Source organism: Streptomyces sp. NPDC086549, from assembly GCF_044746205.1.
Taxonomy (GTDB): Bacteria; Actinomycetota; Actinomycetes; order Streptomycetales; family Streptomycetaceae; genus Streptomyces.
The window spans coordinates 251,993-264,785 of record NZ_JBIVBS010000013.1 but is presented as its reverse complement, the minus strand read 5'-3'; the positions used below and the strand labels follow the sequence as shown (position 1 = coordinate 264,785).

12 protein-coding genes are annotated in these 12,793 nt (G+C 71.5%); 11 read left to right on the top strand and 1 reads right to left on the bottom strand.

What is annotated here, in order from left to right; genetic code table 11:
• The first annotated feature begins 26 nt into the window (after positions 1-26).
• The 5 genes from ACIPSA_RS34565 (at position 27) to gatB (ending at position 4,197) form a co-directional block, all read left to right on the top strand.
• Positions 27-521 carry a cupin domain-containing protein gene (locus ACIPSA_RS34565; RefSeq protein WP_402641857.1) on the top strand — a complete coding sequence of 165 codons (495 nt, stop codon included), beginning with the start codon at positions 27-29 and terminating at the stop codon, positions 519-521.
• Between the two features lie 104 nt (positions 522-625).
• Positions 626-922: an Asp-tRNA(Asn)/Glu-tRNA(Gln) amidotransferase subunit GatC gene (gatC, locus tag ACIPSA_RS34560; RefSeq protein WP_007384860.1), complete on the top strand. Its 297-nt coding sequence runs from the start codon at positions 626-628 to the stop codon at positions 920-922.
• Between the two features lie 3 nt (positions 923-925).
• Complete coding sequence (gatA, locus tag ACIPSA_RS34555; protein WP_402641854.1) at positions 926-2,428, top strand: Asp-tRNA(Asn)/Glu-tRNA(Gln) amidotransferase subunit GatA; 1,503 nt, start codon at positions 926-928, stop codon at positions 2,426-2,428.
• Positions 2,425-2,667, top strand: coding sequence for a hypothetical protein (locus tag ACIPSA_RS34550; RefSeq protein WP_323377045.1), 243 nt, complete (start codon positions 2,425-2,427; stop codon positions 2,665-2,667). Before gatA ends, ACIPSA_RS34550 begins: the two co-directional genes overlap by 4 nt.
• Before the next feature lie 15 nt (positions 2,668-2,682).
• Complete coding sequence (gene gatB / locus ACIPSA_RS34545; RefSeq protein WP_402641851.1) at positions 2,683-4,197, top strand: Asp-tRNA(Asn)/Glu-tRNA(Gln) amidotransferase subunit GatB; 1,515 nt, start codon at positions 2,683-2,685, stop codon at positions 4,195-4,197.
• A 48-nt stretch (positions 4,198-4,245) separates the two neighbouring features.
• Here the strand turns inward: gatB and ACIPSA_RS34540 are convergent, their stop codons facing one another.
• Complete coding sequence (locus ACIPSA_RS34540) at positions 4,246-5,049, bottom strand: SAM-dependent methyltransferase (protein ID WP_402642060.1); 804 nt, start codon at positions 5,047-5,049, stop codon at positions 4,246-4,248.
• A 204-nt stretch (positions 5,050-5,253) separates the two neighbouring features.
• On the opposite strand from ACIPSA_RS34540, the gene ACIPSA_RS34535 reads away from it, so the two are divergent.
• The 6 genes from ACIPSA_RS34535 (at position 5,254) to ACIPSA_RS34510 (ending at position 12,758) form a co-directional block, all read left to right on the top strand.
• Positions 5,254-5,607: a hypothetical protein gene (locus tag ACIPSA_RS34535; protein WP_402641848.1), complete on the top strand. Its 354-nt coding sequence runs from the start codon at positions 5,254-5,256 to the stop codon at positions 5,605-5,607.
• Between the two features lie 220 nt (positions 5,608-5,827).
• Positions 5,828-8,056: an MMPL family transporter gene (locus tag ACIPSA_RS34530; protein WP_402641846.1), complete on the top strand. Its 2,229-nt coding sequence runs from the start codon at positions 5,828-5,830 to the stop codon at positions 8,054-8,056.
• Positions 8,034-8,609, top strand: coding sequence for a GNAT family N-acetyltransferase (locus ACIPSA_RS34525; RefSeq protein WP_402641844.1), 576 nt, complete (start codon positions 8,034-8,036; stop codon positions 8,607-8,609). Before ACIPSA_RS34530 ends, ACIPSA_RS34525 begins: the two co-directional genes overlap by 23 nt.
• 35 nt (positions 8,610-8,644) lie before the next feature.
• Positions 8,645-9,244, top strand: coding sequence for a hypothetical protein (locus ACIPSA_RS34520; RefSeq protein WP_402641841.1), 600 nt, complete (start codon positions 8,645-8,647; stop codon positions 9,242-9,244).
• A gap of 203 nt (positions 9,245-9,447) precedes the next feature.
• Positions 9,448-9,633: a hypothetical protein gene (locus ACIPSA_RS34515; RefSeq protein ID WP_402641840.1), complete on the top strand. Its 186-nt coding sequence runs from the start codon at positions 9,448-9,450 to the stop codon at positions 9,631-9,633.
• Between the two features lie 77 nt (positions 9,634-9,710).
• Positions 9,711-12,758, top strand: coding sequence for an AAA family ATPase (locus ACIPSA_RS34510; protein ID WP_402642058.1), 3,048 nt, complete (start codon positions 9,711-9,713; stop codon positions 12,756-12,758).
• Positions 12,759-12,793 lie beyond the last annotated feature (35 nt).

The following is a 12,793-nucleotide window of genomic DNA, read 5'->3' as shown; positions in this document are numbered from 1 at the left end:
CACCACCGTCACCAGGGGGTTTCGAGATGTCGCTGTTCGTTCCGAAGTTCGACGAGTCCGTGATCGTCCGCGAGGCCGAGGCCGAGGTCGTCGGCCGCGCGCCCACCACCATGCGCCTGCTGGCCGACAGCAGCCGGACGGGCGGCGCCCTGTCCACCCAGCGCGTCACCCTCACGGCGGGCGCCGACGGCGCCAAGCCGCACTGGCACGACAACTCCGCCGAGATGTTCTTCCTGCTCGACGGAGCCGCTGAGATCCTCTCCGGCGAGGAGGTCGTCACCGCCGGCCCCGGTGATCTCGTCATCGTCCCGCCCGGCAAGCCGCACGCCTTCGCCGCCGTACCCGGCGCCGACGCCGACCTGCTCATCGTCATCACGCCGGGCGTCGAGCGCTTCGAGTACTTCCGCCACCTGCAGCGCATCGCCCTCGGAGAGATCCCCCCGGAGAGCCTCCTGGACGTGCAGGAGCTGTACGACAACCACTTCCTGAGGAGCGAGGTCTGGGCCGCGAGGCAGCGCTGACGGAGTGCTGTCGGAGGGGCCCCGGCAAACCGTTTCACGGCTACCGGGGCCCGACCCATAGGATTGGGCCCTAACCACACACACTCACCCCAGAGGATCGCTGCATGCCTGGCATCACGCGCGAGGAGGTCGCCCACCTCGCCCGGCTGGCGCGTCTGGAGCTGAAGCCCGAAGAACTCGAACACTTCGCAGGCCAGCTGGACGACATCATCGGCGCGGTCGCACGCGTCAGCGAGGTCGCCGACCAAGACGTACCGCCGACCTCTCACCCGCTCCCGCTGACGAACGTCATGCGCGCGGACGAGGTCCGTCCCTCGCTCACCCCCGAGCAGGCGCTCTCCGGCGCCCCGGCCCAGGAGCAGCAGCGTTTCAAGGTGCCGCAGATCCTGGGGGAGGACTGACCCATGACGGACAACGTCAACATCATCAAGCTCACGGCCGCCGAGACCGCCGAGAAGATCGCCTCCGGCGAGCTCACGGCCGTCCAGGTCACCGAGGCCCACCTCGCCCGGATCGAGGCCGTCGACGAGAAGGTGCACGCCTTCCTGCACGTCGACCGAGAGGGCGCCCTGGCGCAGGCCCGTGCCGTCGACGAGAAGCGGGCACGGGGGGAGAAGCTCGGTCCGCTGGCCGGCGTTCCCCTCGCGCTCAAGGACATCTTCACCACCGAGGGCGTTCCGACCACCGTCGGTTCGAAGATCCTCGAGGGCTGGATCCCGCCGTACGACGCGACGCTCACCAAGCGCCTGAAGGCCGCCGACGTCGTCATCCTCGGCAAGACCAACATGGACGAGTTCGCCATGGGGTCCTCCACCGAGAACAGCGCGTACGGGCCGACCGGCAACCCGTGGGACCTCACCAAGATCCCCGGCGGCTCCGGCGGCGGCTCCTCCGCCGCCCTCGCCTCCTTCCAGGCCCCGCTGGCCATCGGCACCGACACCGGCGGCTCCATCCGCCAGCCGGCCGCCGTCACCGGCACGGTCGGCGTGAAGCCGACGTACGGCGCGGTCTCCCGCTTCGGCATGGTCGCCTTCTCGTCCTCCCTCGACCAGGGCGGTCCCTGCGCCCGTACGGTCCTGGACGCGGCGCTCCTGCACGAGGTGATCGCCGGGCACGACCCGCTCGACTCCACCTCCATCGACGCCCCGGTCCCGCCGGTCGTCGAGGCCGCCCGCAACGGCAGCGTCCAGGGCATGCGGGTCGGTGTCGTCAAGCAGTTCCGCGGCGAGGGCTACCAGGCCGGCGTCATCCAGCGCTTCGACGAGTCCGTCGAACTGCTGAAGGAGCTGGGCGCCGAGATCGTCGAGCTGGACTGCCCGTCCTTCGACCTGGCGCTGTCGGCGTACTACCTGATCGCCCCGTCCGAGTGCTCGTCCAACCTCGCCCGCTTCGACGGCCTGCGCTACGGCCTGCGTACGGGCGACGACGGCTCCCACTCGGCCGAGGAGGTCACCTCGCTCACCCGTGAGGCGGGCTTCGGTCCCGAGGTCAAGCGCCGCATCATCCTCGGCACGTACGCGCTCAGCTCCGGCTACTACGACGCGTACTACGGCTCCGCCCAGAAGGTCCGCACGCTCATCACGCGGGACTTCGAGAAGGCCTTCGAGCAGGTCGACGTGATCGTCTCCCCGACGACCCCGACCACGGCCTTCGCGATCGGCGAGCGCGCCGACGACCCGATGGCGATGTACCTGGCCGACCTGTGCACCATCCCGACCAACCTGGCGGGCAACGCGGCCATGTCACTTCCCTGCGGTCTCGCCCCGGAGGACAACCTCCCGGTCGGCCTGCAGATCATCGCCCCGGCGCTGAAGGACGACCGCCTTTACAAGGTCGGCGCCGCCGTCGAGGCCGCCTTCGTGGAAAAGTGGGGGCACCCGCTTCTGGAGGAGGCTCCGTCGCTGTGAGCAAGGCACTGTCGAAGGCCAAGGGCTTCAAGAAGTCCAAGTCCGGTACGTACCTGTCGATGGCCACCACCGCCTTCGGTGCGGTCGGTGTCGCCAAGCAGATCAAGAAGGCCCGCGCCGAGCACGACACGCTGCGGCTCATCGACGCCACCGTCTCCGCGGTCGCGATCGTCACCGGCCTCGCCATCCTGTACCGCGAACTGAAGCGGCTGGGCGACGACGACGTCCTGCTGGGCTGAGAGGGAAGTTTCACCGTGACCACCACGACCGACCTGGTGCCGTACGAGGACGCGCTCGCGTCGTACGACCCCGTCATGGGCCTTGAGGTCCATGTCGAACTCGGCACCAAGACCAAGATGTTCTGCGGGTGTTCGACCGAGCTGGGCGCCGAGCCCAACTCGCAGACCTGCCCGACCTGCCTCGGCCTGCCCGGCGCGCTCCCGGTCGTCAACGCGACCGGCGTCGAGTCCGCGATCAAGATCGGTCTCGCGCTCCACTGCGAGATCGCCGAGTGGTGCCGCTTCGCCCGGAAGAACTACTTCTATCCGGACATGCCGAAGAACTTCCAGACCTCCCAGTACGACGAGCCGATCGCCTTCAACGGCTACCTCGACGTGCAGTTGGAGGACGGCGAGACCTTCCGCGTGGAGATCGAGCGCGCCCACATGGAGGAGGACACCGGCAAGTCGACGCACGTCGGCGGCGCCACCGGCCGAATCCACGGCGCGCAGCACTCGCTGCTGGACTACAACCGCGCCGGCATCCCGCTCATCGAGATCGTCACCAAGCCGATCGTCGGCGCGGGCGACCGTGCCCCCGAGGTGGCGAAGGCGTACGTCCGTGAGCTGCGCGAGCTCATCAAGGCGCTCGGCGTCTCCGAGGCCCGTATGGAGATGGGCCAGATGCGCTGCGACGTGAACCTGTCGCTGATGCCCAAGGACGCCGACAAGTTCGGCACGCGCTCCGAGACGAAGAACGTCAACTCGCTGCGTTCCGTGGAGCGTGCGGCCCGCTTCGAGATCATGCGGCACGCGGCCGTGCTCTCCTCCGGCGGCACGATCATCCAGGAGACCCGTCACTTCCACGAGGACACGGGGTCGACGACCTCCGGCCGCGTGAAGGAGGAGGCCGAGGACTACCGGTACTTCCCGGAGCCCGACCTCGTCCCGGTGGCGCCGTCCCGTGAGTGGGTCGAGGAGATCCGGACCGCGCTCCCGGAGATGCCGCTGGCCCGCCGCACCCGTCTGCTCGCGGAGTGGGGCGTCTCGGCCACCGACATGCAGGCGATCCTCAACGCCGGCGCGCTGGACCCGATCGTGGCCACGATCGAGGCCGGTGCCGACGCGGCCTCCGCCCGCAAGTGGTGGATGGGCGAACTGGCGCGCAGCGCCAACGAGTCGGGCAAGGCGCTGGACGAGCTGGCCATCACGCCCGAGCAGGTCGCCCGGGTCGCGCAGCTGGTCTCTTCCGGTGACCTGAACGACAAGCTGGCCCGCCAGGTCATCGAGGGCGTCCTCGCGGGCGAGGGCACCCCGGACGAGGTCGTCGAGAAGCGCGGTCTGAAGGTCGTCTCCGACGAGGGCGCGCTGACGGCCGCCGTCGAGGAGGCCATCGCCGGCAACCCGGGCATCGCCGACAAGATCCGCGGCGGCAAGGTGGCCGCGGTCGGTGCCCTGGTCGGCGCGGTCATGAAGGCCACGCGCGGCCAGGCCGACGCGGCCCGCGTCAAGGAGCTGATCCTGGAGCAGCTGGGCGTCAGCGAGGGCTGAGCGGACGCGCGGTACGGCCCCGGAGGCATCGCCTCCGGGGCCGTACGGCTACTTACGGCGGCCCACGACCCGTACGAAGCCCAGCGCGCGGCCCTCGTCCGCCCGCACCATCTCGCCGACCCGGCGGGCCATGGTGCGGTGGAACTCCTCCGGGCTCTCCTCGGCGACCACGTCGCACCACAGCAGCCAGTCCCGCCAGCCGTCCGGCTGCCAGTCGGCCGCCTCGACCTCGACGGCCCCGCTGCGCGTCCAGTGGCGCCGCCACCAGCCGGGGGAGTGGAAGCACCAGAAGTCCGGCTCCCACCAAGGCTTGAGATGCGCCGGCGGCTCCGTGCCCTCCGGCTCCTCCCGAAGTGCCGGTACGACGGCACCGATCCGCCCGCCGGGCTTCAGCAGCCGGGTCAGCGTGGGCAGATACAGGTCGTTCGTGCCGAAGTACTGGTACGCGTCGACGGAGACGATCGCGTCGAACGTCCCCTCGCCGAAGGGCAGATCGTGTGCCTCGGCGAACACGGGCAGCACGCGGTCGGCGACGCCGGCCTCGGCGACGCGCGCGGCGTTGTCGTCGGGTTTCACCCACAGGTCGGCGGCGACGACCTGGACGCCGTACTCCTTCGCGAGGAAGACGGAGGTCATGGCGCGGCCGCAGCCGAGGTCGAGGACGCGCGCCCCGGGGCGCAGCTCCTCCAGGCCGAGGGCGGGGGCCAGCCACTCCAGCAGCCACAGGGCGTGCGGGCCCATCTGGTTCTCGATGGCCCAGCGGACGTCGTAGCGGTCGCTGCGCGGGTGACGGGGGTGGGTCAGGCGGTCAGCCAGAGGGTCGTTCGAGGTCCTGGATGTGGCGTTGGACATGGTGTCGGACATCGGTGAACGGGCTCCTTGAGTCCTTCGTAGGGAAAAGGTATGCGTAGGAGCTCGGTCGGACCTTCAAACAATGCACCTGCTTCGGTCGGCGGCGATGTGCCGGCTGCCGGGACTGCGGACGGCGGGACGCTAACAGCTGTCCCCGCGTCCCACACCCGGATTTCTCAGGTGCAGGTACTACGCTCGCCCGCCATGAGTGGACGCACCGATTCCGACACGCGACCCGAGACGGCCGGGGCGAAAGACGTGAACGACGTGAACGACACGGACGACGTGGACGACGACGGGGACGACCCCGCCGAGGACGCGCGCCGGGCCCGCTGGACGGCGACCGGCACCGGAGCCCTGCTGACCCTCGCGGGCCTCGCCGCGTCGTTGATGCGCCTCACCGGCTCGGCCCCTGCCCTCGTCCCGGCCGCCTACGCGTTCGGAGCCGCGGTGTGCGCGTTCGCCGCGGTCCTGGGCTCCCGGGGCCGTACCCGCCGGGCCCTGTGGCTGCTGATCGTCGGGACGATGATCATGGCGCTCGGAGACCAGTTCGACTGAAGTACCCGTCGCGGCGCCAGAGTTCACCGGACTGTCCTGTGACGTGTCTCCCACTCTTGTGGACAACCCCGCGAAGGCGGCGAACGGTCACTTTCGCCTGCAAGAGTGTCCTGCGATTGCTCATACGTTCTTTCTGCTCATACGTTCTTTGCGGGCTGTTCAGTACCTGGACGATCTCTCCCGGTCAAAGATCCACAAATCGTCACCTGGGAGCATGTCCGTGGCAGCCCTTGCACGTTGGTGTGTCCGGCACCGCCTGGTAGCCGTCCTGCTGTGGCTCCTCGCCTTCGGCGGCGTCACCGCGGCCGCCGCCGTCACCGGCTCCGCGTACTCGAACGACTACGAGGTCCCCGGCACCGAGTCGGGCCGCGCCACCCAGCTGCTGAGGGACGGGTTCCCGGGCCTCGGCGGCGACACCGACACCGTCGTCTGGCACACCACCTCCGGCACGGTCCGCGCCTCCGACGTCGAGCAGACGATGAGCCGCACGCTGGACGAGATCGCCGACCTGCCCGGGGTGTCGTCCGTGACCGGCCCCTACGACACTTCGGCAGGCCGCCGGATCAGCCGTGACGGACATACGGCGTACGCCACCGTCACCTTCGGCCGGCCGGCCGAGGACATCACGAAGTCCGAGGCACAGGCCGTCGTGCGCGCCGCCAAGTCCGCGGAGACCGACGGCCTCCAGGTGGAGCTGGGCGGCAGCGCCATCGGGCTCACCGAGTCGTCGAGCGGGCACGTCGCTGAGACGGTCGGCGTGGTCGTCGCCGCCGTCGTGCTGTTCCTCGCCTTCGGCTCGCTCGTCGCCTCGCTGCTGCCCATCGCCACCGCGCTGGTGAGCGTCGGCACCGCGTACGCCGCGATCGTGCTGCTCGGGCACGCCATGACGGTCGCCGACTTCGCGCCCATGCTCGGCATGCTCGTCGGGCTCGGCGTCGGCATCGACTACGCGCTGTTCATCGTGACCAGACACCGGCGCGGCCTGAAACGCGGCCTCACCGTCGCCGAGGCCGCCACCAACGCCGTCGCCACCACCGGACGCGCGGTCGTGTTCGCCGGCGCCACCGTCTGCATCGCCCTACTGGGCATGCTGATCCTGCGGCTGGGCTTCCTCAACGGCGTCGCCGTCGCCGCCTCGTCGACCGTCGTGCTCACCGTCGCCGCCTCGGTGACCCTGCTGCCCGCACTGCTGTCCTGGATCGGACCGCGCGCCCTCAGCCGCCGCGAACGGCGCCGACTGGCCGAGCACGGGCCGCAGCCGGAGCTGCCGACCGGCTTCGCCGCCCGCTGGTCCGCGTTCGTCGAACGTCATCCCAAGCTCCTCGGCTCCGTCGCCGTGGCCGTCATCGCGCTCCTCGCGCTGCCCACGCTCTCCCTCCGCCTCGGCACCTCCGACCAGGGCAACGACCCCAGGACGTCGACCACACGGCAGGCGTACGACCTCCTCGCCGAGGGCTTCGGCCCCGGTGTGAACGGCCCGCTGACCCTGGTGACCCGGGTCGACGGCGCCGCGGACAGGCTCGCCCTGGACAACCTCGACACCACCCTGCGCGACACCGCGGGCGTCGCGTCGGCGACACCGGTGAGGTACGACACCGGGGGCGACACAGCCTGGCTGACCGTCGTCCCCGACTCCGCGCCCCAGTCGCAGCGGACCAGCGACCTCGTCGACCGGCTGCGCGCCGAGGTCCTCCCGCGCGCGGAGACCGGCACCTCGCTCGACCTGTACGTCGGCGGAGTGACGGCCGGCTACGACGACTTCGCCGCCGTGATCGTCGGCAAGCTGCCGCTGTTCGTCGGAGTCGTCATCGGGCTCGGCTGCCTGCTGCTCCTGCTCGCCTTCCGGTCGCTCGGCATCCCGCTGAAGGCTGCCGCCATGAACATCGCCGCCGTCGCCGCCGCCTTCGGCGTCGTCGTCGCGGTCTTCCAGTGGGGCTGGGGCAGCGAACTCCTCGGCCTCGGCCGCGCCGGCCCCATCGAGCCGTTCCTCCCCGTGATCATGGTGTCGGTCCTCTTCGGACTCTCCATGGACTACCAGGTCTTCCTGGTCAGCCGGATGTACGAGGAGTGGCTGGAGACCGGCGACAACCGGCGGGCCGTCCGCGTCGGACTCGCCGAGACCAGCCGGGTGATCAACTCCGCCGCGGTCATCATGATCTCGGTCTTCCTCGCCTTCGTACTCAGCGGCGACCGCGTGATCGCCATGTTCGGCATCGCCCTGGCCTCCGCGGTCGCCCTGGACGCCTTCGTCCTGCGCACCCTGCTCGTGCCCGCCCTGATGCATCTGCTCGGCGGGGCCAACTGGTGGCTGCCGGGCTGGCTGGACCGCCGTATGCCACGGCTCAGCATCGAACCGCCCGAGTGCCGCGCCGCGCATGAGAGGCTCACCGAGGCCGTGGAGGAACTGACGAAGGAGCGGCGGCAGGATGTACGCGATATCCCTGGGTGACGACGGAGCGGAACTGCGTCCCCTGGAGTCCTGGCACGCCGGGGAGTTCCTCGCGCACCTAGACCGGGGGCGGGAGTTCATCGGGCAGTACATCGGCTTCGGCGCGCGCGAGACCGACGTCGAGTCCGCGCGGGCCCTGCTCACCTCGTACGCCGACAAGCGAGCCGCCGACAGCGGCGGACTGCACGGGATCTGGCTGGACGGGGAGTTGGTCGGCGGGGTGCTGTTCCGGACGTTCGACGCCGTGCAGGGCACCTGCGAGGTCGGCTGCTGGCTGGAGCCCGCCGCGGCCGGGCGGGGCCTGGTCACCCGCGCCGTCACGGTGCTCATCGACTGGGCGGTCGACGTGCGCGGCATCCACCGTGTGGAGTGGTACGCGGCCTCCGCCAACCGGCCGAGCATCAACGTCGCCCGGCGGCTGGGGATGACACGGGACGCGGTGCTCCGCGAGTGCCGCCTCCACCGGGGCGTCCGGCACGACATCGAGGTGTGGTCGGTGCTGGCACCCGAGTGGCGTGCGGCACGCGCGCGTACCGCCCACGACGATCATTAAGAGACCTCTCAGACAGCGTCCGTACGGTGCGGGGCATGGGAATGAAGACAGTTGACGGCGCCGGGACCGGCACCGAGGCGAAGAGCGACGACGCGAAGATCGACGAGGCGACGGAGACCGAGGTGACGGACTCCTCGGTGACGGACTCCTCGGTGACGGAGACCGAGGAGACGGAGTCCGAGGAGACGGACGAGGCCGAAGCCGAAGCCGAGGCTGAAGCTGAGGCCGAGGCTCAGGGCCCCTCCGGTGTCGGACAGGGCGCCGCCGCCGTCGTCTCCGCCGCACTGGGCCTCGTCTCGCTCAGCGGCGGCTGGATCGGCACCGTGGCCGCCGCCCGCGAGACCCTGGTCGGCCAGCTCCAGACCTCGTCCACCGCGAGCGTCGCCAAGCAGGTCAAGGAGGTGTACGGCGACGCCTGGCACACCACCGCGCTGTGGGCCGGGCTGTTCGCGCTGACCGCGCTGATAACCGGCGTCGTCGTCCTGGCCCGGCCCGCGTTCGGCGCCCCCGGCAGGCCGCAGGCACCCTGGATCAAGTCGGTCGCCTGGGCGGGCCTCTCGCTCGGCGTCATCGGCCTGCTGCTGGCCGTCCTCAAGTACTCCGACGCACTCCTCGCGCTGCCCTCCACGAGCTGAATCACCGCAGATCACAAGGGGTCTTAGGGCGTCCGTAAGTACCTTACGGACGCCCTAAGACCCCTTACGCGCGTCAAGGGCCCGTCACCCGCCCGAAGATGCGGAACTCTCCCGATGTGGCACACCCCCCTGGGAGACGAAGGTGGAGGCATCGCGGAAAGCGAAGCCCGAAACCCGACTCCCGAACTCTCAGGGGACACACCATGTTCGCGTACGAACTCCACCGCATCCGTTCCGCCGAACTGCGCCGCCAGGCGGAGCTCGACCGCCTGGCCCGCGAGGTGGTACGGGGCCGCCGCGCCGCCCGCCACGCGGAGCAGGCCCGCCGGGCCGCGACCGAAGCCCATACCGACCGCCCCCACCGGCACCGACTCGCCCGCGCCGCATGAGCGCCGGCGGACTCGCCGGTACGACGAATCCCCTGGGGCTGTGGAAAACCGATGCCGTACCGTCCGAGCCCCGTGCGATGCTCGGACTCGTGGAGACCAGGTCCGTCAGTCCCGTCTTCGTCGGCCGCGCCGACGAGTTGGACACGCTGAACGACGCGCTCGCCCGTGCCGCCGCGGGCGAGCCGCAGGCATTGGTGGTCGGCGGCGAGGCGGGCGTCGGCAAGACCCGCCTCGTCGAGGAGTTCGCCACCGCCGCTTGCCGTCGGGGCGCCGTCGTGGCGCTCGGCGGCTGTGTGGAGATCGGCGCCGACGGACTGCCGTTCGCCCCCTTCTCCACCGCGCTGCGCGCCCTGCGCCGCGCCCTGCCCGGCGAACTCGCCGCCGCGGCCGCCGGACAGGAGGAGGAACTGGCCCGGCTCCTGCCCGAACTGGACGAAGCCGCGCCCACCCGGACCACCGGCCGGCACGACGAGGAGGGCATGGCCCGCCTCTTCGAACTCACCGCCCGCCTGCTGGAACGGGTCGCCGCCGACCGCACGGTCGTCGTCGCCCTGGAGGACCTCCACTGGGCCGACGCCTCCACCCGCCACCTCCTCTCCTACCTCCTGCGCACCCTGCGCACCGGCCGCCTGGTCGTCCTCGCCACCTACCGCTCCGACGACATCCACCGCCGCCACCCGCTGCGCCCCCTGCTCGCCGAACTCGACCGGCTGCGCACCGTCCGCCGCGTCGAACTCGCCCGCTTCAACCGTGCGGAGGTCGGCTGCCAGATCGCCGGCATCCGCGCCACCGAACCGGACCCCGCCTGGGTCGACGAGATCTTCGAACGCTCCGACGGCAACGCCTTCTTCGTCGAGGAGCTCGCCGTCGCCACCCACGAGGGCTGTTGCACGGGACTCACCGACTCCCTGCGCGACCTGCTCCTCGTGCGCGTCGAGGCACTGCCCGAGACCACCCAGCGGGTCGCCCGGATCGTCGCCGAGGGCGGCTCCACCGTCGAGTACCGGCTGCTCGCCGCCGTCGCCCGGCTCGCCGAGGACGACCTCATCGAGGCGCTGCGGGCCGCCGTGAACGCCAACATCCTCACCGCCGCACCCGGCGGCGACGGCTACCGCTTCCGTCACTCCCTGGTCCGCGAGGCCGTCGCCGACGACCTGCTGCCCGGCGAACGCTCCCGTCTCAACCGCCGCTATGCCGAAGCCCTCGAAGCCGACCCGACGCTCGTCCCCGCCGACGAACGCCAGATGCGCCAGGCCAGCTACTGGTACCACGCCCACGACCCAGCCAAGGCCCTCCCCGCCGTCCTGGACGCCTCCGTCGTCGCCCGCCGCCGACACGCCTACAGCGAGCAACTACGGCTCCTGGAACGGGCAATGGAGCTGTGGGACAACGCCCCCGAGGAGGTACGGGCCGCACTGCGCCCCGCCGACTACACCGACTGCCCCGCCTGCGGCTGCGACCCCGCCACCACCCCCCTGCGCTACCTCGACCTGATGGCGGAGGCCGCCGTCGCGGGACGGCTGTGCGGGGAACGCGAACGCGCCCTGAAGATCACCAAGAGGGCGCTGCGCCTGCTGGAGGACGAGGGCGACCCCCTGCGCGCCGCCTGGTTCTGGACCCAGTGCTCCAGCCTGGTCCAGGCACAGGGCCGAGGCGACGGACGGCAGGAACTGGCCACCGCCGAGGAACTGCTGCGAGGCCTGCCGCCCTCCGAGGTGCACGCCGAGGTGCTGGGCAGCGTCGCCAACTGGTCGATGCTGCACGAGCCGGGACCCGAGGCTCTCGCCGCCGCCGAACGGGCCGTGGAGTACGCGCGCATGGTCGACGCCCGCGAGATCGAGCTGAACGCGCGCGTCACCCGAGGCAGCCTGATGGTCGACTCGGGCGCGGTCGAGGCAGGCCTCGCCGAGCTGTACCGGGCCAAGGAGCGATCCCTCCAGGAGGGCTTCCCCTACGTCGCCGGCCGTGCCTATGTGAACCTCCCCTCCAAGCTCCAAGCGGTCGGCCGCTCCCGGGAAGCCGCCCCCATCCTGGAGGAAGGCACCCGCTTCACCCAGAAGTTCGGTCTGCTGGGCTCCGAGGCCTGGGTCTGGGCCAACTTCTGCGAGTCGCTGTACTCCCTCGGCCGCTGGGAGGAGGCCGCCCGGGCCGCGGCCAACGCGGCACGCCGGGGGCCGAGCGCCAAACCCCTGGGCACGGCCGCCATGTGCCTGGCCCACCTCGCCCTGGGCCGTGGCGACCTGGCCGAGGCCGCCCGCCAACTCGCCGCCGCCCGCCGATACTTCGGCACCCACGATCCCATGCCCCAGCAGTGGCTGCCGCTGGCCCGCACAGCCGTCGGAGTGGCCGCCGCGGAGGGCCACCTGCTCGACGCGCGCGCCGAGCTCGAACGGGCCCTGGACTGCGGCATCCCGCCCGGCACACACCACTGTGCCTGGCCCCTGCTCCTGGCCGCCGCCACCGCGGAGGCGGACGCCCGCGTCCTGCCCGCCGCGCAAGCGGGCCGCGCCGAAGCCCTCGAACGCATCCGCGAGGCCGCCCGGACCCTCACCACCGGCGCACCCGTCTGGCTCGCTCATGACGAGTGGGTCCGCGCCGAACTCCGCCGCGCCGAGGGCACGGACACCCCGGACACCTGGTCGGAGGTGGTCACCGCCTTCGAGGCACTGGAACGCCCCTACGACCTCGCCCGCGTCCGCCACCGCCTCGCCCAGGCCCTCCTGTCCGAGGGGGGCGACGACGAGCGCGACCGCGCCGCGGAACTGCTGCGCCTCGCCCGTGCCGTCGCCGGCCACCTCGGCGCCCGCCCGCTCGCCGACTCCGCGGCACTCCTCGCCCAGCGCGCCCGCCTGCCCCTGACCTGCGCCGCGCGACAGGCGCCCGCCGACCCCGTCGAGGCCCTCGGCCTCACCAGCCGGGAACGCGACGTGCTCCGCCTGGTCTCCGTCGGCCGCACCAACCGCCAGATCGCCGAGGAACTCTTCATCTCCCCGAAGACCGCGAGCGTCCACGTATCGAACATCCTGGGCAAGCTCGGCGTCTCAGGAAGGGGCGAGGCGGCGGCGGTGGCCCATCGACTGGGGCTGTTTCCGTCCGGCCCGCACCCCGCCGCGACGGCGGGGTGAGTCCGGCACCGCTGAAAACCGGCATGGGGGAGGCG

Excerpts from the sequence above, each read along its gene's own strand:
- ACIPSA_RS34510 (WP_402642058.1), top strand. The coding sequence starts at position 9,711 with ATGCTCGGACTCGTGGAGACCAGGTCCGTCAGTCCCGTCTTCGTCGGC.
- gatA (WP_402641854.1), top strand. The coding sequence starts at position 926 with ATGACGGACAACGTCAACATCATCAAGCTCACGGCCGCCGAGACCGCC.
- ACIPSA_RS34520 (WP_402641841.1), top strand. The coding sequence starts at position 8,645 with ATGGGAATGAAGACAGTTGACGGCGCCGGGACCGGCACCGAGGCGAAG.
- gatC (WP_007384860.1), top strand. The coding sequence starts at position 626 with ATGCCTGGCATCACGCGCGAGGAGGTCGCCCACCTCGCCCGGCTGGCG.
- ACIPSA_RS34540 (WP_402642060.1), bottom strand. The coding sequence starts at position 5,049 with ATGTCCAACGCCACATCCAGGACCTCGAACGACCCTCTGGCTGACCGC.
- ACIPSA_RS34535 (WP_402641848.1), top strand. The coding sequence starts at position 5,254 with ATGAGTGGACGCACCGATTCCGACACGCGACCCGAGACGGCCGGGGCG.
- ACIPSA_RS34515 (WP_402641840.1), top strand. The coding sequence starts at position 9,448 with ATGTTCGCGTACGAACTCCACCGCATCCGTTCCGCCGAACTGCGCCGC.
- ACIPSA_RS34565 (WP_402641857.1), top strand. The coding sequence starts at position 27 with ATGTCGCTGTTCGTTCCGAAGTTCGACGAGTCCGTGATCGTCCGCGAG.
- ACIPSA_RS34525 (WP_402641844.1), top strand. The coding sequence starts at position 8,034 with ATGTACGCGATATCCCTGGGTGACGACGGAGCGGAACTGCGTCCCCTG.